This is a genomic window from Ruegeria sp. BF10, assembly GCF_056538725.1.
The window spans coordinates 360542-384248 of the sequence record NZ_JBQFTR010000003.1; the positions used below are offsets into that span (position 1 = coordinate 360542).

A 23707-nucleotide genomic window follows, 5' to 3' on the forward strand; every position below is an offset into this window, starting at 1 on the left:
TGAAAATGGAACTCTCTCGCCGCGAAACTCTGGCCCTTGGGCTGGGTGCCGCGTTCCTGACAATGATGCCGCTTCGTGCAAATGCGGCCGCTGAGGATGCGATTGCCGCGTTTACAGGTGGGGCGGATGTGGCTGACGGCGGTGTTACACTGACGGCACCTGAAATCGCCGAAAACGGAAACACGGTTCCGATCGAAGTAAGCGCCCCGGGTGCGGCGTCGATTCTGATCGTTGCAGCAGGCAACCCCGAACCGGGCGTCGCAACGTTCAATTTCGGACCGCTGGCTGCTGAACAAGCCGCTTCGACCCGTATCCGTCTTGCGGGAACGCAAGACGTGATTGCCGTGGCGAAGATGGCAGATGGCAGCTTTGCCAAGGCATCCGCGACCGTAAAAGTGACAATCGGCGGCTGCGGCGGCTGATAGCCACGCATGCCTCGAAGAACAGGAGACTAACCAATGGCATCCGGTGTGAAACCCCGCGTCAAGGTTCCGAAGAAAGCCGCTGCTGGCGAAGCCGTCACGATCAAGACACTGATCAGCCACAAGATGGAAAGCGGACAGCGCAAGGACAAAGAAGGCAACGTCATACCTCGGTCGATCATCAACCGTTTCACCTGCGAGTTTAACGGCGAAATGGTGATTGATGTGACGATGGAGCCGGCAATTTCTACCAATCCGTACTTTCAGTTTGAGGCAACCGTGCCCGAGGCAGGTGAGTTCGTGTTCACCTGGTACGATGACGACGGCTCTGTCTACGACGAGAAGAAATCGATCGAGATCGCCTGACGGCTCGACCACTAAGGCAGATCAGCGCCGGACATGACGTTTGGCGCTGGTCCACCAAGGGAGGAACGTAATGAATACAAAGGCATTAACGGCGATCGCGGCAGTTCTGGTTTTCCCAGCGGCAGCAATGGCCGGACCGGACGAAGACAATCTCGTGATCAATGGCGAGCTGGACATGACCTCGGTCACCGAAGCGCCGGCGCATCTGGAAAACCTGGACACGATCTATTCCGGTTGGCATTTCCGTACGGATGAAACCCAGGCCCTTCAGATCGATGATTTCGACAATCCGGCGATGATCTTCGTCGATCAGGCCGCCGACCTTTATGAGACGGTTGAAGGGGCTGCCGGCAAAAGCTGTGCCTCGTGCCACGACGGGGTGGAAAGCTTCAAGGGATTGCAGGCTTCCATGCCGAAGGTTGATGCCGAAACCGGCAAGCTGGTGGTCATGGAAGATCTGATCAACGAGTGCCGAACCGAGCGTATGGAGGCCGATGCCTGGAAATGGTCCGGTGGCGATATGCAGGGCATGGTCGCTTTGATCGGCCTTCAGTCACGCGGAATGCCCATGAACGTTGCCATTGACGGTGATGCAGCCCCGTATTGGGAACAGGGCAAGGAAATGTACTACACACGCTATGGTCAGCTGGAGCTGAGCTGTGCCAACTGTCATGAAGACAATTGGGGCAACATGATCCGGGCAGATCACCTGAGCCAGGGAATGATCAACGGGTTCCCGACTTACCGCTTGAAACAGGCCAAGCTGATCTCGCGACACAATCGTTTCCGCGGTTGTATTCGTGATACGCGGGCGGAAACCTTTGCCGAAGGGTCGGACGAGTTCCGTGCGCTGGAGCTTTATGTTGCCTCGCGTGGCAACGGGCTTTCAGTCGAAACCCCGGCTGTGCGCCAATAACGAACGACCCGCGTGGGCGATGTCCCGCGCGGGTTTTTCAGGAACGCAACATTCACACATTTATATGTGTAACAGGAAAGCTGAAAGATGATTTCTCGACGTGACTTCTTGCAGGTTTCAATGGCGGCATCGGCTCTGTACGGGGCGTCCGGGTTTGGCAATTGGGCCAGACTTGCAGCGCAGCAAAGTCTGACGCAGGATCAGCTGCTGGAGTTTGAAACCTTTGGCAATATCAGCCTGATCCATGTCACCGACATCCACGCGCAACTCAAACCGATTTACTTCCGTGAACCCGAGGTAAACCTGGGTATCGGCGAAGCGAAAGGGCAGATGCCGCACGTTACGGGGGCCGCGTTCCGCAAGGCCTATGGGATCGAAGATGGCAGCCCCTCGGCCTATGCATTGACCTATGACGACTTTGCAGCCCTGGCAAAAACCTACGGTCGGGTCGGTGGTTTGGACCGGGTTTCTACAGTCATCAACGCCATCCGTGCGGACCGACCCGATGCCCTGCTTTTGGACGGCGGCGATACCTGGCACGGATCTTACACCTGTTACCAGACAGCCGGTCAGGACATGGTCAATGTCATGAACGCGCTGAAACCCGATGCAATGACCTTCCATTGGGAGTTCACGCTGGGCAGCGACAGAGTGAACGAAATCGTCGAAGGGCTGCCCTTTGCCGCCTTGGGTCAGAACATTTTTGATGCCGAATGGGATGAACCCGCGGAATTGTTCAAGCCCTACAAGTTCTTTGACCGGGGCGGTGCAAAAGTTGCCGTGATCGGGCAGGCATTCCCATACATGCCAATCGCGAACCCGGGTTGGATGTTCCCTGAATACTCTTTCGGTATCCGGGATGAGAACATGCAGGCAATGGTTGACGAGGTTCGCGGTGCCGGAGCCGATGTCGTCGTCGTCCTCAGCCATAACGGCTTTGACGTAGATAAAAAAATGGCAGGCCGGGTGCAGGGGATCGACGTGATCCTCAGCGGCCACACTCATGACGCGCTGCCAGAGCCGGTTCTGGTGGGCAAAACACACATCATCGCGTCAGGCTCGAACGGCAAATTCGTCAGCCGCGTGGACCTGGATGTACGGGATGGGCAGTTGATGGGCTTGAAGCACAAGCTGATCCCGGTTTTCTCTGATGTTATCGCTCCGGATCCTGCGATTACCGCTCTGATAGATGAGCAGCGCGCGCCGTATGAGGCCACGCTCAGCGAAGTGATCGGTAAAACGGACTCGTTGCTCTATCGTCGCGGCAATTTCAACGGCACTTGGGATGATCTGATCTGCGACGCCCTGCTCAAAGAACGTGAGGCAGACATTGCCATGTCGCCTGGCGTTCGATGGGGCCCGTCGATCCTGCCGGGGCAGGAGATCACGCGCGAGGACATCTGGAACGTCACCTCGATGTCTTACCCGAATGCCTATCGCACGGAAATGACGGGTGAATTCATCCATGTGATCCTCGAGGATGTTGGCGACAACCTGTTCAACCCTGATCCTTACTACCAGCAGGGCGGCGACATGGTCCGTGTCGGTGGGCTGGGCTACCGCATCGACGTGACCAAGCCACAAGGGCAGCGGATCAGCGAAATGACTTTGCTGAAGACAGGTGAAGCGATTGATCCGTCGAAAACCTATGTCGTGGCCGGCTGGGCCAGCGTCAACGAAGGCACCGAGGGTCCGCCGATCTGGGATGTCGTCGAAAACCACATTCGCAATCTAGGCACCGTAACGGTGCAAGAAAACACCAGTGTCGATGTCGTCGGCGCTTAAGAAACAGATGGAGACCTAAGAGATATGGATGACGCGTTCAAACCGTCGCGCCGGGCCTTCCTGAAAGGCAGTGCCGCGGTCGCCGCGGGGTCAGTTGCAGGTGCGGCAGTGGCAGAAACGCCCGACCCCCTGATAACAGAGCTTCAGGATTGGGCATCGTACACGGGTGCAGGCGTTGACGAGACACCTTATGGCATGCCGATCAGCTATGAATCCCATGTCGTGCGCCGCAATGTGGAATGGCTGACCGCCTCTCCGATTTCGTCGATCAACTTCACGCCGATCCATGCGCTCGAAGGGACGATAACGCCGCAGGGCTGCGCCTTTGAACGTCATCACTCTGGCGCGATTGAACTGCGCAAGGAAGACTATCGGCTGATGATCAACGGGCTGGTCGATCGCCCGCTGGTCTTTACGTATGACGACATCGAGCGGTTCCCGCGCGAAAACCACGTGTATTTCTGCGAATGCGCGGCGAATACCGGGATGGAGTGGGCAGGCGCGCAACTCAACGGCGTGCAATTCACCCATGGTATGATCCACAACATGGAATATACCGGTGTCCCGCTGCGCACGCTGTTGCAGGAGGCCGGTGCCGATATCTCGCCCGACAAATGGGTCTATGTCGAGGGCGCGGACGCGTCGTCCAATGGCCGCTCCATTCCGATGGAAAAAGCGCTGGATGACGTTCTGGTGGCCTTCAAGGCAAATGGCGAAGCCCTGCGGATGGAGCATGGCTATCCTGTGCGCCTGGTCGTGCCGGGCTGGGAAGGCAACATGTGGGTCAAATGGCTGCGCCGGATCGAGGTCGTCGACAGGGCGGTGGAAAGCCGCGAAGAAACTTCGAAATACACCGATGTCTATGCCGATGGCACGGCCCAGAAATGGACCTGGGTGATGGATGCGAAATCCGTCATAACCTCGCCCAGTCCGCAAATGCCGATCAAACATGGGCCCGGGCCGCTGGTGATTTCAGGGCTTGCATGGTCAGGCCACGGACAGATTACCCGTGTTGATGTATCCAAGGACGGCGGCATAACGTGGGAAACGGCACGCCTTGGCAAGCAGGGCGACACCAAGGCTTTGACACGTTTCTATCTCGACACGAATTGGGACGGGGCACCCATGCTCCTACAGGCCCGAGCAATGGATGAGACCGGCTATGTACAGCCGACCAAAGACCAGCTGCGCGAAAAGCGCGGCGAAAACTCGGTCTATCACAACAACTGTATCCAGACGTGGTACGTAAGCGCAGAAGGGATCGCCGAGAATGTCGAAGTCTCTTAGTCATGTTTTCCTGCCGGTATTCGGCGGCACAGCGTTGGTGCTTGCGGGGGCGTTGGTTTCCGCCAACCGAAACTTCGGCCAATCGAAGATCGAAACTTTGGAAACCCGGATTGGCCAGGTTGAGGCCCACGCAGCAGCCGCACAGGAAAAAGCGAAGTCAGAAGCCGAACGAGCAGCCCAGCTTGAGCTCAAAGTTCAGGAAATTCAGGCTGCTGCCGCGGAACGGGTTGCGAATGGCGCGAACCTGACCGCACCCGCGCCCAGCCGCGAGGGTACCTATGGGCTTGGACGGCCTGCGCTGGAGGAAGAGATCGCGGCCTGGGACGTTGATGTTCTGCCGGACGGGCGGGGCTTGCCTGTCGGATCGGGCGACGTTTGGACCGGGGAAGAGGTTTTTGCCGACCGCTGCGCGTCCTGTCACGGAGAATTCGCGGAAGGTGTGGACAACTGGCCTGTTCTTGCCGGTGGGTTCGATACGCTTGCAAACGAAGATCCCGTGAAGACCGTCGGGTCCTACTGGCCGCATTTGTCTACCGCCTGGGATTACATCTCCCGATCAATGCCATTTGGCGAGGCGGGCACTTTGACCGCGGATGAGACCTATGCGATTGTTGCCTACATCCTGTATTCAAATGATTTGGTGGATGACGATTTCGAATTGAGCAACGAAAACTTCGCCGAATTCGAGATGTACAACAAAGACGGTTTTGTCGTCGATACACGACCCGAGACCGAGTACACTGAATGGCGCAAAGAGCCTTGCATGGAAAACTGCAAGGCAGAGGCCGCTGTCACGATGCGCTCTGTTTTTCTGGTCGAAACGCCGCCCGAAGGTGGGTCGAACTCGGTGATGAATGATGCAACCGTTGAGGGGTTGCCGACATTCACTGCGGACGGCCCGTCGTTCATTCCGGCAGCGGCACCCAAGCCCGAGGAAGAAGCCGCTGCGGAGCCAGCCGTTCAAGCGGCCGAAGAGACCGACGAAGCAACGGAACTGGTTGCCGCCGGAGCGAAAGTCTTCAAGAAGTGCAAAGCCTGCCATCAGGTGGGTGAAGGTGCAAAGCACGGCACCGGGCCGGCGTTGAACGGGATTGTCGGGGCTAATGCAGGATCGGTCGAGGGCTTCAATTACTCTAATGCAATGAAAGCCGCAGCCGAGGTCGGCCTTGTTTGGACGGATGAGGAAATGGCGGCCTTCCTGACGAAACCCAAGGATTACATGAAGGGCACGCGAATGTCTTTTGCGGGGCTCAGAAAGCCAGACGATGTTGAGGCCGTGATTGTCTACCTCAAAACGTTCGGAAGCTGATCATGCGGTGGCCGGACATACTGGCGTGCACGGCGGTCTTGGCGGCTTTCGCCACATCGACCTACGCAACCGAAGACCTTGGTGATGCCGAGGCCGGGAAAACCGTGTTCGCCAAATGCAAAGGCTGCCATCAGGTTGGCGAAGGCGCTGAAAACAAAATCGGTCCGCATCTGAATGGTGTTTTTGGGCGCAAGGCCGCAGGTCTCGATGATTTCAATTATTCCAAGAGTCTTATGCGCGCGGGAAATTCGGGTTTGGAATGGCACGCTGACACTCTGTCAGCCTATATCGAAAATCCCCGTGCATTCGCCTCGGGCACAAGGATGAGCTTTCGCGGTCTGAAAGACCCGGAAGACCGGGCCAATGTGATTGCCTATTTGCGGGGATTTTCAGACAACCCTCGGGATATTCCCGAAGCGGACCCAACCGCGAAAGGCACGGACCACTCCGTCGATCCAGCGATCTTGGCGATTCAGGGAGACCCCGAATACGGCGCGTATCTCAGCAGCGAATGCACGACATGCCATCAGATCGAAGGAAGTGACGAAGGTATCCCGTCGATCGTGTATTGGCCCGACGAGGATTTTGTCGTCGCCATGCACGCATACAAGGACAAAAAGCGGCCACACCCGGTTATGCAAATGATCGCCGGAAGGCTGAGCAACGACGAGATTGCGGCGTTGGCCGCATATTTCAATAACCCAGAGTAATTGTGCCTAAGGGGAGGAAACGCGATGACACTCAATAGACGAACATTTCTAGGAGCCGCCGGGGTGGTGGCAGCCGGACTATCTGCGCCGATGGTTCTGGCTCAGGGCAGACCCCGGGTCGTTGTTGTCGGCGGCGGCGCAGGCGGCGCTACGGCCGCCCGCTACATCGCCAAGGACAGCAAAGGTGAGATCGACGTGACGCTGATCGAGCCGTCACGGACCTACTACACCTGCTTCTTCTCGAACCTGTATCTGGGAGGGTTTCAGGAACTTTCGGATATCGCCCACAGCTATGGCACGCTTGCAGCTGAATACGGGATCAACGTGGTCCACGATTGGGCCGTCGGCGTGGATCGCGATGCCAAGACTGTTTCGCTGGCGGGTGGTGGCTCGGTCCCGTACGACAAGCTGATCCTGAGCCCTGGTATCGACTTTGTCGACGGGGCAGTTGAAGGCTGGGACGTCTCGGCGCAGAACAAGATGCCGCATGCGTACAAGGCGGGCTCTCAGACGGAACTTCTGAAGGCGCAGATCATGGCGATGCCAGAAGGCGGTACCTTTGCGATGGTTGCACCACCAAACCCGTACCGGTGCCCGCCCGGGCCCTATGAGCGGGTCTCGATGGTTGCGCATGTTCTGAAAGCAAACAACCCAACTGCGAAAATCATCGTGGCAGATCCAAAGCCGAAGTTTTCGAAGATGGCATTGTTCCAGGAAGGCTGGGCGAACCACTATGAAGGCATGGTCGACTGGATCGGCGAAGACTTCGGTGGCGGCAATGTCTCGGTAAACCCGGACGCGATGACGCTGACCATCGACGGAGAAGAGACCAAAGTCGACGTCTGCAACGTGATCCCGGCGATGAAAGCCGGACATATTGCGGAAATGGCCGGAGTGACCGACGGCAATTGGGCGCCGGTGAACGCCGCGGACATGTCCTCCAAGGCTGATCCGGACATCTATGTCCTTGGCGACGCCAGCCAGCAGGGCGACATGCCGAAATCGGGTTTCTCGGCCAACAGTCAGGCGAAAGTCTGTGCGAATGCCGTGCGGGGCGCGTTGACCGGATCCAAGGTGTTCCCGGCCAAGTTCTCCAACACCTGCTGGTCACTGATCGACACGGATGATGGCGTGAAGGTTGGCGCAACCTACGAGGCGACGCCGGAAAAAATCGCCAAGGTGGACGGCTTCATCAGCCAGACCGGCGAAGATGCCGATCTGAGAAAAGCAACCTACGAAGAGTCGCTGGGTTGGTATGCCGGGATCACCTCGGACATGTTCGGATAGAAGTTCGGGGGTTTTGACACGGGTCAAAGCCCCCGGAAGTTCAATCCGAGAAAATGCGGCTCAGGAGGAGGATCAGAACCATGAAACACTTTATCGTTACGGCCGCATTTTTTGCAGTCTCCGCCGGTCAGGGACTCACCGAGGATATCATCACCACTCCCTTTGACGGAAGTTTTGATGATGCCACCTTTGCCGTCGAATCCGCTATTGTCGGGCAGGGGCTGGTCATCGACTATGTGAGCCACGTTGGGGAAATGTTGAACCGAACGGGCGCTGATGTCGGCAGCGACAAACAGATATTCGCGGCGGCGGACATCTTTATTTTTTGCTCGGCAAAGATTTCGCGTGAGGTGATGGAAGCTGATCCGATGAATATCGGCTATTGCCCATACGGGATATTCGTGACCGAGGACGATGACGGGGTGAAGGTAGGATACCGAAGCTATCCGGACGGCCCAATGCAAAAGGTCCAGACCCTGTTGTCCGGAATCGTTGAAGAGGCTGTTGGGGATTGAAATGAACTACCAGCAGTATTTTCGTGATCAACTTGGTCAACTGAAAGACGAAGGAAACTACAGGGTTTTCGCGGACCTCGAACGTCAGTGCGGCGCGTTTCCAAAGGCGCGCAGTTACACGGGGAATGGTCCCGAAAAAGTCACTGTCTGGTGCTCGAACGACTATCTTGGAATGGGCCAGCACCCAAAAGTCCTCGCAGCCATGCATGGGGCGATTGACAAAAGTGGTGCCGGGGCAGGGGGAACGCGGAATATCTCGGGAACCACGCACGAACATGTGCTGTTGGAGCAGGAGCTTGCGGACCTTCACGGCAAGGACGCGGCATTGCTGTTCACGTCCGGCTACGTATCCAATTGGGCCGCCTTGGGAACCTTGGCGTCCCGCATTCCTGGCATCACAGTTTTGTCCGACGAATTGAATCATGCCTCGATGATCGAGGGGATTCGTCACAGTCGTTGCCAAAAGCGGATCTGGAAGCACAACGATCTTGCGGATCTTGAAAGACACCTTGCGGACCTGCCTGCAAATGCGCCAAAGCTGATTGCGTTTGAAAGCGTCTATTCCATGGATGGCGACATTGCACCGATTGCCGGGATCTGTGATCTGGCGGATCGTTACGGTGCGATGACCTATCTGGATGAGGTTCACGCGGTCGGGTTGTACGGTCCGCGCGGCGGAGGCATTGCCGAGCGCGAGGGCCTGATGGACCGCCTGACCGTGATTGAAGGGACTTTGGGCAAGGCGTTCGGCGTGGTCGGAGGATACATCGCGGCGTCAAAGGAGCTTGTCGACTTTGTCCGATCCTTTGCCAGCGGGTTTATCTTTACCACCGCGTTACCTCCAGCCGTGGCCGCAGGTGCTGCGGCTTCGGTGAAGCACCTGAAGCAAAGCAATGCAGAGCGGCAACAGCACAAGAAGCGCGTGCGCGAAGTCCGGGACAGGCTGGACGATCTGGGTATTCCCCATACACCGAACCCAAGCCATATCATTCCGGTCATGGTCGGCGATCCGGTCAAGTGTCGCTTCATTTCGGATGTGCTGATGCGTGACTATGGGATCTACATTCAGCCCATCAACTATCCAACTGTCCCCAAAGGAACGGAACGCCTGCGGATTACGCCGTCGCCGGTGCACACCTGTGAAGATGTCGACCGGCTGGTATCCGCATTGGGAGAGTTATGGACGCAATGCCAATTGGCGCGCCGGCCGATGGCCGCGCAATGACGATGACGAATTGACCAAAGGCAAGGACACATACGCAAGGAAGTGAGAGTTTCTGCCCATGGAGAGGCTCATCGATCTGCTGGGAGACCCGGGCGCATTGGCATTTGCCGGAGTGCTCGTCGGTATCTTGTTCGGCGTGACGGCTCAGAAGTCCCATTTTTGTTTGCGCGCGTCGACTGTCGAAGTTGCCGAAGGTAAGCTTGGCCCCCGTTTGGCGGTTTGGCTGATTGCCTTTACCGCGGCACTGACGCTGGTTCAGGCGCTTGTCTCGCTTGAATTGCTGGACCTTTCAGAAGCACGCGCCATCGCGTCAACCGGCAGCCTTAGCGGTGCGGTTATCGGCGGAGCGATGTTTGGCATAGGCATGGTTCTTGCGCGCGGATGTGCATCTCGCCTGTTGGTCTTGGCCTCGTGCGGCAACCTGCGTGCACTTGTGACAGGATTGTTTTTGACCTTGGTGGCCCAGGCAGCCTACACAGGAGTACTCAGCCCAGCCCGTGAAGCGATTTCCGGTCTGTGGACCATCTCAGGAGGCGCACAGCGCGATCTTTCAGCAATAATCGGGCTTTCGCCACCGGCCTATACAGCCGTTGCCGTAATTGGATTTGTTCTGGCAATTGTGTTCGCGTTTCATAGAAATGTCGCACCTGCAAAGATCGTGACAGCCGCAGGCGTGGGCGGGGCAGTGGCGCTTGGGTGGTTCATGACATATTCCATCGCGCAAGCTTCTTTCGAAGTCGTACCTGTGTCTTCAGTGACGTTTACCGGCCCGGCCACAGACACGCTGATGGCGTTGGTTGCAGAGCGAAATGTGGCGCTGTCTTTCGGCATCGGCCTTGTTCCCGGCGTGGCCATTGGCGCAGCAGGATCTGCCATCATTTCCGGCGAGTGGAAGATCGAACGTTTTGGCTCGGATACACCGATGGAACGTTACCTGGTCGGAGCTGTCCTCATGGGGTTCGGAGCGATGCTTGCCGGAGGTTGCGCCGTGGGCGCCGGGCTTTCAGGCGGGTCCGCCCTGTCATTGACAGCCTGGCTTGCCGTTTTCTTCATGTGGGTTGGGGCGATAGGCACGCACAGGTTTTTGATGCGGCTGCCGGTATTGCAGCATTCCTGACTTACTCGAACTCCATCTGTTCGAAAACGCGCCCGGCATTCTTGGTTGCCAGCTCTTCGAACGTGTCCAGATGGGCATAGGGGGACTGATCGACATAGTAGGCTTCGGTCAGATCGCCGCCTGCATCCATATGTTCTTGAATCCTGGTTCGCAGGTACACCAGGTAATCGCGTGTATAGCGGCGCACCTGATCCATATTTGTGGGATGACCGTGCCCGGGAATGACATACGTGGCATTCAAAGCCTCGAACTCGTTGTCCCAGGTTTCCAGCCAATCCGCGGTATAGGTATCCTGAAAGATCGGCAGCATGCGCTCGTGGAACGCCATGTCACCCGCGATGACAAGGCTTTGGTTCGGCAGCCAGATCGAGATATCGCCGGGGCTGTGGGCCGGTCCGAGGTATTTTGCTTCGATCCGGAAGTCGCCCATCTCAACCACGTATTCATCATCGAATGTCTCGGTTGGGCCTGCCAGAAACGTACCCTCTGCCTTGTCCTGATTGTATCGTTTCATTCCTTCCAGAATCTGAGGGCCATATTCCTCGAACTCAGCTGCTGCATCCGAATGGGCGACGATTGGAACTCCGATTTCTGACCAGTAGGCATTGCCAAGCATCGCGTGCCCCTGACCGTTTTCGTTGAAGACAAGCGTGACCGGCTGATCCGTAATCGCCTGAATTTCCTTGTGCAGCGCCTCGGCAAGGACATAGGCCGCACCGCCGTTGACAACGACCACGCCTTCACCGGTCACGATGAAGCTCAGGTTGTTGTTGTGACCAGAGTTTTCGTAGGTCGGTGGAGCGGTTGCGCCAATGGCGGAATAGACGCCAGGAATGAACTCGACCGGCTTGGAATACAGAACGCTTTGCGGATACTGGTCAGCAATATCCTCGCTTGCCCAAGTTGGCGTGGCGAAAGCAACCGCAATCATGAGTGATCGTATCATGACGCCTCTCCAATGAACCTGTAGGCCGAACCGGTCTTTTCGACGCGGCCAATTCCACCGTTCGGCAGGTGGAAGCCAATCATTCTCATTTTCTCTTCGGAAATCTGATCCAGAAGTGAGTAACGCGCAGCTGCGGCGACCTGGGGGTCCTGATCCGTTCCACTGTGCCAATCGGGGTGTTCAAACGCAACGTGCGGATTTCCGAGCGCGTCGCCTACGACCATCACCGACTCATCCCCATTTCGAAGCTCAAAGGCCATGTGACCGGGCGTGTGCCCAAAGCTTGCCCGTGCGGCAATACCGGGAAGGATCTCGTGCCCATCCTCAAAGAACGCGACCTGATCCTCGATTGCTTCCAATCGCCGTTTGGCACCGGCCGCGAACGCGGTGCGATCTTCGCCAATCGTGTCCACCGTTGAGGGGTTCCACCAATAATCCCATTCTTTGCGTCCAATGAGGTGCGTCGCATTTGGGAAAAGCAGGTCGTCGAAGTCATCCAGAACACCCCAGATGTGATCGGGGTGTGCATGGGTGAAGACCACATGCGTAACATCCTCGGGCGACAGGTCGATTGTTTCAAGAGTCTCCAAAAGCTTGCCAGATGTAGGCATGAAGTCCGGCCCCGCGCCAACATCGAACAGTACGGTGTTCTCATCATCTCGATAGAGCGTGACGTTGCACTCTGGCTCGTACTTGGTCGCGTCCGCTTGATTGCGGATCAGGATTTGCTCGATCTCCTCTTTGGGCATGGCTCCGAAAACAACATCAGGTGGCAATGACAGGTATCCGTCTGACACGGTTGTAATTCGGGCTGATGGGCCGAGCCGCAGCTCTGCCTGCACGATCCTGGTTTGAGCTCCAAGTACCGCGAGGCACGTGGCATTGAACAGGAAACTGCGTCGGGACAAAGAAATTCCATTCATACGAAATCAATAAATTGAATATTATTATTTGTAAACGATGGAAGTACCAACAAAGGATCATTCCAAGACGCTGAAAAACCGGTCGGGTCTTCTTTGCGATTGGGGCGAAGAACGGTTTTCAGTGGTGGTAAATAGAGGCGACACCAAGGTCATGCGCAAAGTGAACGAGCAGCGCAATCCGCGCCATGATGGTTTGCCGAGGAAGAGATGATGTCGGAAAGGCGATTGTTACGTGACCTCGAAACAGGGGAGAGGCCCAGCCGCTGAACGACGGCGACGGCAGACGCAGCTTTGCACCGAAAAATCCCGGCCCATCTGCGTCAAAGCGCATTGTTCTCATCCCGCTGTGCTTGTAAGGAAATTGCACGGCCCCAAGGGCTGCGCCGTGCGGGCGTGATGGAATGGTAGACATATCAGACTTAAAATCTGAAGGGCGTATGCCCGTGTGGGTTCGAGTCCCACCGCCCGCACCACTATTATTAAAATAATATAATAATAACAAGTATTTAGATTTTTACTTTGTGCCGCAGTCCCACTTTGAGGCCCACTCAAGGGCCTTGGTAGCCGCGTGATGGAGTAGGAATATGTAGGCTGTGGCCACCTCGATTCGGCGTTATTAGTTCGCCCCCATTTTTTCACCACTGTGAAAGGTAAGGTGGCGAAGTTTCCTCAATCTGTGGGAAGGGGGCTCCATAGTATGGATATGCGCCAGCGCCTTCACAAATCTGAACGCGACATCGGGTGCTAGCGTAGTACCTGCATCTGCTCAAAGCCATGATAGGCGGTCAAAAGGGCCCAAACAAAAAAAACCAGTGACACAATGGCCGAGAGTACAGCGAGCCAATGAAACGCGATACCTGCCTTAAGCAATCTTCCAGATGAGCTTTCGTAGAAGAATTGAGTAACATATGAACAGCCAGCTACCAGCGCTGCGGCAGCGACACCCATCGAAAACAACAGAAGCGCTAAAGAGAAAGACGATATCAAACCGGCCTGCACAGTGCCAAAATTACCAATAAATGTCATTACAGCGATTGCGGCACCGCCGTTGATTAGTATCAGCGCTCGGATCGCACCTTGACCGAACCCAATCGCCGCTTTTGTCATCTCTAGCCGTGTCTCTTTCCATAGCTCCATTCGGCGATTGTACTTCCGCCAAAGGTGTTCATTTGAGCTATTCGACTGCTCTAATATTCTATCAAGTTCTGCGGACAGCTTTAGTGGGTCAATCGTTGTGTCAGCCTCAGATACGAGTGACCGTACATCATCTCGTAGTTTTTCCACACGGCTCCTTAAGTTCATTTGCTCTTACCTCAAATCCAAAGCGCATAGATTGTTGCTGCGGTAGGTTACGACAGGAACCAACCCCACAAGTAGAACCCAGCGTGAAGTGCAAGACGATTGGATTCGCGAACCAGATTTACAGCTTCATCAGTGAGACTTTCGTATGCAAGCAACAGTGATGCCGCAGGCTTCTTTGTTTCATCGTTAGTCCACTCTTCAACGTGCTCCACCTGTATAGCCAGATGCTCTGCCAAGTATTCCAAGTTTGAGACAGGTTTGGTCATTTGGGTTTGGATTGCGCCTTTTGGAACGACCTTGGACGGACGGTTCCATGCTCTGAAACTTCTGTAGTCACCAAGCCAAGACAACAGGTGATTGATGGCCAAGAAAACCAACATGAAATTCGTGACTGTCGTCAATTGCGTAGGATTTGGTGACACACCTAAGAAGGTGAATCCTTCCAGAGACACCCCAGAATAAACAGTCAGAATCTTGGCAAGTGCCAGTGCCATAAGGCTTCTGTTAGAAACGTACGTCGCTCTCGAAATGAGTTCTTGTCCCTGAAAATTCACGATAGCCCCTTGATGGAATCTGAATGACTTGGCCTAATGATGGCGGGCGATGAATAAGCCCGAGCCAATTTCTGTTACTCTAGATTCAATAGCTTTCCGATTGCTAGTGCTCTAAGGAGTCGCAAGTGCACGAGACTGTAAAGAAGATGCTTGGAATGGTTGCTGGGGGCTTCCCGCTAAACCAACCAATAATAATTGATGACGGCAGCGGCATCCCGTCTGTAGTCGCTTTTATTTCAGATTTGGAATTGGATGTGGTTATGCTTCGCTTTGCCGACGAAGGCGCAGTTGAGATTGTCACTGAGGACTTCGAGCACATCACGTTCTCTGCGGATATCCTGGACAACATTGAATTCATGATAGCGGAAGGTGACGAGTTATGGCGAAAGCTGGACCCATTTTGGAGTGAAGACAAGCAAAACTGGATTGGCTGGGAACATCTGGCCACACAGCCAGAGAATATTGAATGAGCAACCGTTAATCCCCGTTAAAATACGGCAAGGGTACACTGCTTTCAGTGAAACAACCGGCCCAATTTTGGACCGGCTGCAAGCTGCGGCGTTCAGCTTGGTTCACGATATCAATCACTCACGTCTGCCAGTGTCTTGACTCCATCAGCATGGCGTTCTTCTAAGCCAACAGGCTTAAGGCATCAGCCTGCAACCTACGGTACTGATCCGTGTCGTGCGCGCCCTCAAACTGCAGGGCAATGACAACCTTGATTGCCAAGTCACGCGGGTCGTCAATCTCAAGCGCCATAATCTTGTCTTCCAGTTCGACCATTGCGATATAGGTGGGGTCCAAAAAGTTCGCTTCGTGGTCGCGGTCAATCTGGCGAGCGTTGGAATTACCTGCGACTGTGTTCCGTTCTATCTGTGCTTCGCTCTCACTTGCGAGCCGTTCGTACGTGGCCTTGGCTTCCCTCCAGCGGCTATAAAGCCGCTGCATGGGTGTTCCGGGGTCGGCAACAGCGCCCAGCGTGATTGACCCGACAAGGGCCGGAATGCTCGACTTTAGCAGCGTGCGGCGGTGAATAGTCATGTTCTTTGCCTTTCACGAAAAAGATTGGAGTGTGGTTAGAACGTTGCTCAGGGCTTTAGCATCGAAGTCCCCGGCAACACCGCCGATGAGGTCGAAGTTAGCTTCATCGCTTAGAGCAAATTCCAACTGCGCGGCTGCGCCTTCGACCGTCTGAGCTGGTGTAACGCTAATCAGTTCTTCCAGCTCCTGTCTGCGGATCCAGTCCGGGTTGGTCATTTCAACATCAGGGGTGTCCGATGCAAACATGCGCTGCAGTAGCGACTTGTGTTCGGCAATCCATCGTCTGTGAGGGTCAGTCGTGTCGGCCCATGCTACGGTACCAGCGGCCAAGGCAGCAAACGGAGCGGATTGAATAAGCGTGCGGCGGTCAATCATGTCAGATCCTTTCAAAGCGATTCGAGCTGTTGGCCATATATGGCGGAAACCCTTACTTGCTGTTTTGCATACGGTGTATTAATTATATGTACAGGGTATGTATAAAGTCAATACCTTGTTAGCACTTTTACATACGAGGTTTTCACAATGACACCTGAGCAGCTTAGAATGGCCAGAAATGCCCTTAGAATTGGGACCAGAGAGCTAGCGGATATTGCTGGGGTTTCATTCACCACCATCAACCGCTTTGAGACTGAAAAAGGCGGAATGCAACACAGTAACGCAGAGGCAGTGCGAAAGGCTTTAGAGGCTGAAGGCATCCAGTTCTTGGATAATGGCGACACTGCCAAAGGCCCAGGTGTGGTTCTGGTCAGAAAAGGTGACTAATGATGATGCGGCCCGCATTTTTCGCGGTTTTTTTTCTATCACTAAAGGTTGGGTTGGTGTTTCCCGACACCGCTATTGCACAGAACTTTTCTTGTAGCTTCGGGCAGCCTGCTTGTTTGGATTACGGGGACAAGATTTGCAGTTCACAAGGTAAATGCGTCAATGAGTATGCTATTTGCTTCGACCAATACACTTGCGACTACGAGGGCTTCACGTGCAAATCCAATTTGACTGACCTAGCTACTGAGTACGATGACTTGGTCTACGACTATAATAACCTGGTAAGCTCGCATAACGCGCTTCGCGATGACGCTGAAGAACTAAGTGAAAACTACCAAAGCCTACTGTACGAGTACGAAAGTGTGTTTTCCGACTACGAAAAAGCTGTTTCAGAGAGAGACGATATCGTGTCGTGTGTTGAATCCGCCTCTTCGATTTCGGAAGCTCAATACTGTTTCTAGTTGAGGGTTTGCTTCCATTGAAGCCTCAACTTCAAACGGGAATTAGCGACGCTGCTCATTCCAGCGGTATTCGACGATTTCGGTATCTAAGAACATGCGGAAATTATCATCGGATACCATTGTCAATCTGATTGCATTTGAAGTGTCGGACCAAACTGCAATGCCCTCTAAGTTGCCGTGGGTTCGTATTTTGGTCTGCAGCAGAGTATCGGTTTCGACAATTTTGTCTTCCACGAATGCGAAGCGCCTCACCTTATTTGAAAAACCAATCCCCCAAGCAAATCGTCGTTCCAGCAAATACAAATGACCATCAGGTCCAGTGTCAGCTCCCACCGGCACGTAGGAACCACTTTTCCGAATCTCGCCTGATACAGACCATTCGCCGTTCTCTAGGCGAAATACAGGAAAGGAATTTCCCGGCCATGTCTCTGGTATCGCAATGACCCGGCCCCGTGGGTCAAGTGAGAGCGCTTCTAGGCCCTGATTGTAGGGCAACGACCTGAACGCTTGGGTTTCGGTCTCGTAGTCGATATGGTTTGCCGTGTATTCTCCGGGGTTGAAGTACTCAACGTCGTGGTAGTTTTCAGTGCTGACCCAAAGCCTACCATTCTTTTCCAACGCGAGCGCCTCCAGGTCACTGTTTACTTCATCATGGTAATTCATTGATCCCGGAGTTCTGGGGCGAACAATCTCTATGTTTCGAATGCCGACGATTGAGTCACCTTGTCTTTGTACCTTAGCGAAAACCAGAACCGGCCTGTCTGACACGGCAATCAACTTTGTTCCGTCTTCACTTATTTCCAAACCAGATAGGCCGCCAAATCTTTCTTCTCCTGGCCATCTCCAACTCAGCTCACTCAACAATTCCAATTGTGAAACAGCACCGTCATTTAAATGAGCAATATATGCTCTCAAGGAAGCTAGGCTGACCAAAGCAGAGCACACCAGAATAAGAAGCGAAGTACGTTTCAAAGGAGTTTTCCGAACAAATCACATTTCTCGCATGACAATGACGAAACGAACAATACCGTCGCAATAGATTCCTGCAATCGTTCGCGCCAGTAGTGATAACCACCGACTGAGCATACTCAGTTTAAGTCTGGACCTACCATCACGATACTAGAGGATGCGCTCAAATTTGAGTTTCCCCAATGGAAGGCCTCACGCCGAGTGCAATCGGTGGGCCGGGCCCGGTAAACGGGCGGTTTATTCGCTTCGCTGCATTGGTGCACTTATTGGAACGTAGCGTCACTTTGGAAATCGCATCTGTTAAGAAGTTGACGCAAACGTCAGTTACGTAAAGGCTTTTTGACCATGCAGTCAAATAATGACGCAAAGCCCCTCTTTCTTCCCCCTTACGTCTCAAAGCGAAACTCTTACATCCGCCGTGTCGCTGCGGGTTGGCACTCACGGAAGGAGATCCTTGAGCCTGGACACCACTTTGGCTCGGATCGGGCCCGCAGCGACATGATTTGAGTGTCACACTGGGAGGGGAAGAACTTGGTGCTGAATGTCTTAACTGCCTTTCGGAAGATTCAAGCCAAAGAAAACCGTAGTGCTCATCTCAACGATGGTGATTGTGAGCTGTGCACGGACGAAGAAATGGGCGGCTCCAGACTGAGGAAAGAAACAATACGGAATCTGTTTCACAAGGAGTTTGTAGAGATGGACAGAGACCTGCCCAAGCCTCCTTTGTAATTCGTCAATAGCAAAAGCCCTCTCTGGTGATGCAGCTTGGCTACAGGTCAAGTTCCAAGTGTTATCGGCATACACAGGGTAAGATGTTTGGTGCTTAACTTGAGCGGGTTTGCGCTCCCGACACAGCGGGTTTCTGCGCCCAAATCTGCATCCGATTTGCGAGCGACCAAAATTGCTCTATGTCGAGCCAAACTGGGAGCTGCAAACAAAATGAAACTCAGCGGATTGGAAATCTTTTGCATACTGCTTGCCAGCTCAGTAGCAGCGGCGGGGTTTGTAGGAGCGGCAAGCGTATTGATTTCGGTCATTTGAGTTACCTTTTTCCAGCGCTGCAGAAAGGAATTATCTATTTCGTTCTACTTTAGACGTAGCCTGAATTAACCTATTTTACGCTCACGCCGTTTCCGCGCAGCCATCTTGCGACAGCCTTCCTTGCAATACTTGGCGTCGATCCGTTTCCATTCCGGCATGAGCTCGCCGCAATAGGCGCAATGCCAACCTCGGGAGTAATTTCGCGCCAGTGCCTTTGCTCGCTGCGCGATCCGGTGCGTGTTCTGCCAAGGGTAAGAGGTGGATGCCATGCGCACAAAGGGCGGGTCGAGTTGCTCTATCCAAATTGTTGAGTATTCCCGATCCGTCATTTTCCTGTGTACCTTTTCTGGGAACAAGCATTGAAATCATTGGGCTTTCTGGTTTGACCTACACGCGCGCGCGTAATGGTCGCGAAACTCTGCTCCATCACTACTCAGGCGGTCGAGCACTCGACTTCCCGCGCGATAGCCAGCAGGCGTTTGCGTTCGGCCCAAAGAGCCCTTGCGCACTCTGATTGACGCTTTCGGCCTTCGGCTGTCTTCGCGCCTGTCGATAGCCCGCCATGCAGGCGGCAACGGGCCTTGCCATCAACAGGGGCGTTCATGCAAATACCGTCCTTAGTGTTTGCACCGCAAATCCCGGTTTTACTCGTCATGTTGTACCTCCTGTCTGGACGTGGTGCGCCAGGACACTTACGTAATTGCTATGCGTAGATTGTTTGTTAATATTGCCATTATCCTCATTCTGCTTTGCAGCCCGGTTACCGTCCTCGCCGTTGGCTGGGGGTACATGCAGATTTATCATCAGTTCGGCATAGTCCCCTTTGTTATCGCCTGCCTCAGCGGTACGGTGTGCGTGCTAGGGGCCGCTTGGCGCTCTGATACAGCCCAATAGCACCAGCACCAGCCACCACACGCCCAATAAGCTGGGCCTGAGCGTCTTTGAGGGGCTGACCCTTCAACGCTCCCCTGACGGCCTTTAGCGCGTCCTGTGCATCCTTTCCCTTGATCCCCGTCAGCGCCTTGGCGATTTCAGCAAACATGCCTCTCTCGCGGGCTGACAGGCTGCGCGGGTCGATAGCGGCGATGGATTGCGTCACTTCTCGGGCCGCATCCAAGGGATTACCCATATTGCCAGCGGTACGCCGCGTAAGGCCGGGTGCGGTTTCGTCTGACACCTGTTCCTGAATGGACTGGCGAATTGCCGTCTTGGAGTTCTGAGCGACTGCCGCCCTGAGTTCCAGTGCCGTCGCTGAGCGGTCCAGTTCGTTCAACAGCCGATCCGCACGGGGTCCACCGAGAACAAGCCGCAGCTTCTCGACATTTGCGCGGCTCGACATTTCCTTGACCAGTTGCATCGCCTCACGGGCGTCCGTGTTGGGGTCAGTGATGGTCCGGCGCACGTTGGAAAGATTGTGCTCGATGCTTTCCCGCACACCTTGCCGGACGGCCTGGCGGGCTTCATTGGATACACCTTGGTTCAGGAAGGCCTTAACATCGTCGACCGTGGTGCCCTTGAACAGGAGGTTTTTGCCAAGCGCCAAGCCTTCGTCCTGCTGAACCTTGTCGCCACCGAGGCGCAGAGCGCGCCCATATAGGGGAACTGCCTGCTTTGTGGCCTCCCGTAGCTCTCCAGCCAGCTTGCGCGCTCTCAAGCCTGCTGAGGTGAGCCTGCCGAACCGGTCAACGGCCTCCCGCGCAATGCCATCCAGGGCCTTCTTGATTTCATCCAGTTGTTGAACGTTGGGCATCTCCCGGAAGGTCACGCTGCCATCATCGGCAATCTCAGCCATGATTTGCATATTGCGTTGGCCGTTGGCCGTCATGGCCTCGTTTGCTTCGGAAATCGCGGATCTGAGCGTGCGGGGTGGAACGCGTGAAAGAACGGATTCAATCTGTCGCCCGTGGGTGCCTGAATAGTCAATCGGTTGGGCATAGGCCGCGTTATAGGCCCTCTGTCTGGCGGAGGAAGTGCCCTGTGAGATTTCCCTGGCAGCGGTCTTGATGCCCTTGGATTTGCCAAGCACACTGTCAAGGACTTGAGGCAGGCGCTTTCCAACACGCGCCGCGCGCCCGTCTGCGGCGTTTCTGGCAGCGTTGAGGGCCTTTCCACCTGTGGTGGCCGCTGCATCCAGTAGAGCACCCGTAGACGGTCCTGCATCGGCTAACAGTGCATCCTCACCCAATTGGGCAAGTCGGGCCTGTGCTTCGTCCAGATTATCGCTGACAATGCCCTGCTTAACGATACGTGCCGCTGCTGGGGAAATGCCTAGTTCGTCTGCGATGGTGCGGATATCCAGTTTCTTCACCCGCTTTGCGATTTTCACAACCTGCTCACCTGTGGCAGAGGCCACCGGCCCGAGAAACGCCGCCAGCGTCCCTCCAATCCCCGCGCCCTTAGCACCTTCCTGAAACCTCTCACCGTCATGCGCGCGCCCCGCAAAGCTTATAGCTCCCTCCACGGCACCGGCAGGAGCGGCAATCGCTCCAGCACGGGCACCACGCGTCAGCATGTTCGCGCCTTTGGCAACGAAGTCAGCGGTTTTTGTTGCGCCAGCCCCCGCCAGAAGGGGCAAGCCGGTGGCAATTCCGCCGGTGACGTTCAGGGCTGCGGACTGGCCGGGGTATTGTCGCTCCATTGCATCGGAGGTCAGGCGCATGTTTTCTGCCGCCTGTGGGCTTACCATACCAACGGCCTCGTCTGCCCATTCCCCAACAAGCGGAGTGCCTTGAACAAATTCCTGCGCACGAGCGGCGATAGGGTTCTCAGAGATACGCTGTTGGTCAACATCGCGCTGCACCAGATTCACGGGCTTCGCGCCTTGCATGATTTCAGCAATACGGTCCTGGTCGTTGGTGGCATATCCCGGCGACTTGAAAGACAGCGAACCATCTTCAAGCCTGAACACCTGCCCGCCATCGTCAGTCGTGGCCACGACTTCACCAGAAAGCTGCTGCCTGCGCTTCGCGATGCGCTCTTGCATTCCTGTCATCTTGCCCTGCTGGGCTAGTTCTGCGCGCCGGTTGGCGATCCGTTGTTGAGCATCCCCATTCATTGGCCCAACTCCTGAAAGCGCTGCTCCATGGCGTCGAGCTGTGGCCCGGTCAGTTTCTCAATCGGCACCTGCGCTAGTGCGGCGGCGTCCATCTTCATGATATTCTCAGGCGTGTAACTCATGGCAGGTTGACGGTTCAGATAGCTTTGCCAATCTCCCTCCGGGTTGGCTTTGATGCTGCCCCCATCTTCCGCGATAAGGGGGTTATCCCGCATATATTCCGACCACACTTCTTGCGCGCCTTCGAGGCTGCCATGTTTGCGCGCCCAATTCTCAAAGAACGCTGCGCGGGATTGCGCCCGAGCAGCCCCGGCTTTCATGATTTGAGCAATTGCTGCATTTCCCTCTGGTGTCTGGCCAAGGTTAGGAACAGCAGCGCGGAACATGCCCATTTCCCGATCCGTGATTGCGCCTTTGGTCTTTTCAGTAAACGTCAGTTGGGCCTCCATTGCCAGCGACTTGAACGCGCCGCGCGCCCCACTGTCACCAGGAAGAAATCCAACCACATCGTCAACGAACCCATACACTTGCCCACCAGGGCCAGTGTAGCCCACCTGAGGCGCGACGGCCTCAAGCTGCGTGGCAAGGCTTTCAATTTCTGTTGCTGTGCGAGCTGCCGAGTTGATTTCCTCAAGTGCGGCGGCGTCCTTTTTGGACAACTCAGTGCTTAGTTTTCCCGGATCTCGCGGTGTTCCTGTGACATTCGGGTTCTGGCCGGGCGAAGTGTTGCCCTGCCAGCCGTGCGTCACCGTCGTGCCGTCGGGCGTGGTTACGCTGAACCCCGGCGTCTGCTGGCTGCTGCCGACAACTGCTGGTCCCCCCTCAGCGGACAAGTCATAAAGCTGATTGCCAACGACCTTGAAGTTGCTGAAATCCTGCGTGTCTGACTGATCCGCCTTTAAAATCTCCGCAAATTCCATGTGACGCCGAACATGGGCGTCTTTGTTCTCAAACTCACCCACTAGGTCAGGTGAACCGAACTGTGTAACCAGTGCGTCCCACTCTTCGGGGGTCTGAGCGCCGTACGCTGCTTTCAACCCCATTTGAATTCGCTCTGCTTTGGCCGCGCGTTCTGCTGCATTCATCTTTGCAACATGCGCCTCAGCATTTCTGCGCTCTTCTGCGCTCAGGTGAGCTTGTACTTGTCTGCGCTGAGCTTGGACTTGATGCTGTCCTTGAATTTCCGACGCCATTACGGGGTCGTATTGAGCAAGTACGTTCATTGAAGCTTGGTTTCCGGTAAGGATGCCAGGGCCATGTGTCTGAAACAGGCCCCGCAAGGCGTTCTGGTCCGCCATTTGGTCCTCACGCATCCGCAGCGCCTGACCCTGTGCCAATGCATTGCTAAAGTTAGGCTGTTGAGCCCCCAGAATAATTGAGTGGTCCATTCTGCTCATTGCATTGTCTCCGGCATGCCGCTTGTTGCGATTTGATCCATGGCTTTGCAGGCGGCTTCCTCACCAAATTGAGATGCAACGATGTCAACAAACCGAGCCTTCAATTCAGGTGTCAGAGGTTCAGAGCGGTCACTGTTGAGCCACTTGTATACGGCTTCGGTTTCCACTTCGGACTTTCGCACTGCGGCCATCATTTCTCTGATTTCCACGCTCATTTATCACACCGTTGTTAACTCAGCTCTTAGCTTTTAGGGTAACATATTACCCCAAACTTGGCAAGAACAATACGTGAACACTTGATGAGGCGACGGACGCCG

The 23707-nt window shown here is 55.1% G+C and carries 26 protein-coding genes and 1 tRNA gene; 14 read left to right on the forward strand and 13 right to left on the reverse strand.

Annotated features, from left to right (window positions below; all coding sequences use genetic code 11):
• The first annotated feature begins 5 nt into the window (after positions 1–5).
• From soxY to ACR0DJ_RS14870, 11 genes are all read left to right on the forward strand, one after another.
• The gene (gene soxY, locus ACR0DJ_RS14820) at positions 6–422 is read left to right on the forward strand and encodes a thiosulfate oxidation carrier protein SoxY (RefSeq protein ID WP_170345088.1); all 417 of its coding nucleotides are present in this window, start codon (positions 6–8) and stop codon (positions 420–422) included.
• Between the two features lie 36 nt (positions 423–458).
• The gene (gene soxZ, locus ACR0DJ_RS14825) at positions 459–788 is read left to right on the forward strand and encodes a thiosulfate oxidation carrier complex protein SoxZ (protein ID WP_170345089.1); all 330 of its coding nucleotides are present in this window, start codon (positions 459–461) and stop codon (positions 786–788) included.
• A 70-nt stretch (positions 789–858) separates the two neighbouring features.
• Positions 859–1704, forward strand: a complete 846-nt coding sequence (gene soxA, locus ACR0DJ_RS14830) for a sulfur oxidation c-type cytochrome SoxA (protein WP_480685430.1) — start codon at positions 859–861, stop codon at positions 1702–1704.
• 87 nt (positions 1705–1791) lie between these two features.
• Entirely contained in the window at positions 1792–3489 is a 1698-nt protein-coding gene (gene soxB, locus ACR0DJ_RS14835; RefSeq protein WP_480685432.1) for a thiosulfohydrolase SoxB, read from the forward strand.
• Positions 3490–3513: 24 nt separating this feature from the next.
• Positions 3514–4776 (forward strand): sulfite dehydrogenase, encoded by a 1263-nt coding sequence (gene soxC, locus ACR0DJ_RS14840; protein ID WP_170345092.1) that lies wholly within the window; start codon positions 3514–3516, stop codon positions 4774–4776.
• Positions 4760–6085, forward strand: a complete 1326-nt coding sequence (locus tag ACR0DJ_RS14845) for a c-type cytochrome (RefSeq protein WP_480685434.1) — start codon at positions 4760–4762, stop codon at positions 6083–6085. The genes soxC and ACR0DJ_RS14845 overlap by 17 nt, the downstream gene beginning before the upstream one ends.
• A 2-nt stretch (positions 6086–6087) precedes the next feature.
• A complete protein-coding gene (locus tag ACR0DJ_RS14850; RefSeq protein ID WP_480685435.1) occupies positions 6088–6795 on the forward strand; it encodes a c-type cytochrome in 708 nt (235 codons plus the stop codon).
• Positions 6796–6819: 24 nt separating this feature from the next.
• Positions 6820–8082 (forward strand): NAD(P)/FAD-dependent oxidoreductase, encoded by a 1263-nt coding sequence (locus ACR0DJ_RS14855; RefSeq protein ID WP_170345095.1) that lies wholly within the window; start codon positions 6820–6822, stop codon positions 8080–8082.
• A gap of 80 nt (positions 8083–8162) precedes the next feature.
• On the forward strand, positions 8163–8597 hold the full coding sequence (locus tag ACR0DJ_RS14860; protein ID WP_480685436.1) for a DUF302 domain-containing protein: 435 nt from the start codon (positions 8163–8165) through the stop codon (positions 8595–8597).
• A 1-nt stretch (position 8598) separates the two neighbouring features.
• Complete coding sequence (gene hemA / locus ACR0DJ_RS14865; protein WP_425079722.1) at positions 8599–9822, forward strand: 5-aminolevulinate synthase; 1224 nt, start codon at positions 8599–8601, stop codon at positions 9820–9822.
• A 58-nt stretch (positions 9823–9880) separates the two neighbouring features.
• Positions 9881–10939 (forward strand): YeeE/YedE family protein, encoded by a 1059-nt coding sequence (locus ACR0DJ_RS14870; protein WP_480685438.1) that lies wholly within the window; start codon positions 9881–9883, stop codon positions 10937–10939.
• 1 nt (position 10940) lies between these two features.
• On the opposite strand, the gene ACR0DJ_RS14875 is transcribed toward ACR0DJ_RS14870, so the two are convergent.
• The 3 genes from ACR0DJ_RS14875 to ACR0DJ_RS14885 form a co-directional block, all read right to left on the reverse strand.
• A complete protein-coding gene (locus tag ACR0DJ_RS14875; protein WP_480685439.1) occupies positions 10941–11885 on the reverse strand; it encodes an MBL fold metallo-hydrolase in 945 nt (314 codons plus the stop codon).
• Positions 11882–12808: an MBL fold metallo-hydrolase gene (locus ACR0DJ_RS14880; protein WP_480685441.1), complete on the reverse strand. Its 927-nt coding sequence runs from the start codon at positions 12806–12808 to the stop codon at positions 11882–11884. Before ACR0DJ_RS14880 ends, ACR0DJ_RS14875 begins: the two co-directional genes overlap by 4 nt.
• Positions 12809–12926: 118 nt before the next feature.
• Positions 12927–13139 carry a hypothetical protein gene (locus ACR0DJ_RS14885; RefSeq protein ID WP_480685442.1) on the reverse strand — a complete coding sequence of 71 codons (213 nt, stop codon included), beginning with the start codon at positions 13137–13139 and terminating at the stop codon, positions 12927–12929.
• A gap of 56 nt (positions 13140–13195) precedes the next feature.
• On the opposite strand from ACR0DJ_RS14885, the gene ACR0DJ_RS14890 reads away from it, so the two are divergent.
• Positions 13196–13281, forward strand: a tRNA-Leu gene (locus ACR0DJ_RS14890).
• A gap of 271 nt (positions 13282–13552) precedes the next feature.
• Here the strand turns inward: ACR0DJ_RS14890 and ACR0DJ_RS14895 are convergent.
• Positions 13553–13945, reverse strand: coding sequence for a hypothetical protein (locus tag ACR0DJ_RS14895; protein ID WP_480686279.1), 393 nt, complete (start codon positions 13943–13945; stop codon positions 13553–13555).
• Between the two features lie 212 nt (positions 13946–14157).
• Positions 14158–14604 carry a hypothetical protein gene (locus tag ACR0DJ_RS14900; RefSeq protein ID WP_480685444.1) on the reverse strand — a complete coding sequence of 149 codons (447 nt, stop codon included), beginning with the start codon at positions 14602–14604 and terminating at the stop codon, positions 14158–14160.
• A 185-nt stretch (positions 14605–14789) separates the two neighbouring features.
• Between ACR0DJ_RS14900 and ACR0DJ_RS14905 the strand changes: the two genes are divergently transcribed.
• Positions 14790–15134, forward strand: a complete 345-nt coding sequence (locus tag ACR0DJ_RS14905; RefSeq protein WP_480685446.1) for a hypothetical protein — start codon at positions 14790–14792, stop codon at positions 15132–15134.
• A gap of 160 nt (positions 15135–15294) precedes the next feature.
• On the opposite strand, the gene ACR0DJ_RS14910 is transcribed toward ACR0DJ_RS14905, so the two are convergent.
• Positions 15295–15705 carry a hypothetical protein gene (locus ACR0DJ_RS14910; protein WP_480685448.1) on the reverse strand — a complete coding sequence of 137 codons (411 nt, stop codon included), beginning with the start codon at positions 15703–15705 and terminating at the stop codon, positions 15295–15297.
• Between the two features lie 12 nt (positions 15706–15717).
• Positions 15718–16080: a hypothetical protein gene (locus ACR0DJ_RS14915; RefSeq protein ID WP_480685449.1), complete on the reverse strand. Its 363-nt coding sequence runs from the start codon at positions 16078–16080 to the stop codon at positions 15718–15720.
• A 147-nt stretch (positions 16081–16227) separates the two neighbouring features.
• Between ACR0DJ_RS14915 and ACR0DJ_RS14920 the strand changes: the two genes are divergently transcribed.
• Complete coding sequence (locus tag ACR0DJ_RS14920; protein WP_480685450.1) at positions 16228–16467, forward strand: helix-turn-helix domain-containing protein; 240 nt, start codon at positions 16228–16230, stop codon at positions 16465–16467.
• A gap of 503 nt (positions 16468–16970) precedes the next feature.
• On the opposite strand, the gene ACR0DJ_RS14925 is transcribed toward ACR0DJ_RS14920, so the two are convergent.
• The 6 genes from ACR0DJ_RS14925 to ACR0DJ_RS14950 all read right to left on the reverse strand — a co-directional run bounded on the left by ACR0DJ_RS14925 (position 16971) and on the right by ACR0DJ_RS14950 (position 23605).
• Positions 16971–17900 (reverse strand): esterase-like activity of phytase family protein, encoded by a 930-nt coding sequence (locus ACR0DJ_RS14925; RefSeq protein WP_480685451.1) that lies wholly within the window; start codon positions 17898–17900, stop codon positions 16971–16973.
• 773 nt (positions 17901–18673) lie between these two features.
• Complete coding sequence (locus ACR0DJ_RS14930; protein WP_480685452.1) at positions 18674–18934, reverse strand: hypothetical protein; 261 nt, start codon at positions 18932–18934, stop codon at positions 18674–18676.
• Between the two features lie 437 nt (positions 18935–19371).
• Positions 19372–19593 (reverse strand): HGGxSTG domain-containing protein, encoded by a 222-nt coding sequence (locus tag ACR0DJ_RS14935; RefSeq protein ID WP_480685454.1) that lies wholly within the window; start codon positions 19591–19593, stop codon positions 19372–19374.
• Between the two features lie 183 nt (positions 19594–19776).
• A complete protein-coding gene (locus ACR0DJ_RS14940) occupies positions 19777–21993 on the reverse strand; it encodes a hypothetical protein (RefSeq protein WP_480685455.1) in 2217 nt (738 codons plus the stop codon).
• A complete protein-coding gene (locus ACR0DJ_RS14945; protein WP_480685457.1) occupies positions 21990–23390 on the reverse strand; it encodes a hypothetical protein in 1401 nt (466 codons plus the stop codon). Before ACR0DJ_RS14945 ends, ACR0DJ_RS14940 begins: the two co-directional genes overlap by 4 nt.
• Positions 23387–23605 (reverse strand): hypothetical protein, encoded by a 219-nt coding sequence (locus ACR0DJ_RS14950; protein ID WP_171172596.1) that lies wholly within the window; start codon positions 23603–23605, stop codon positions 23387–23389. The genes ACR0DJ_RS14945 and ACR0DJ_RS14950 overlap by 4 nt, the downstream gene beginning before the upstream one ends.
• Between the last annotated feature and the right edge of the window lie 102 nt (positions 23606–23707).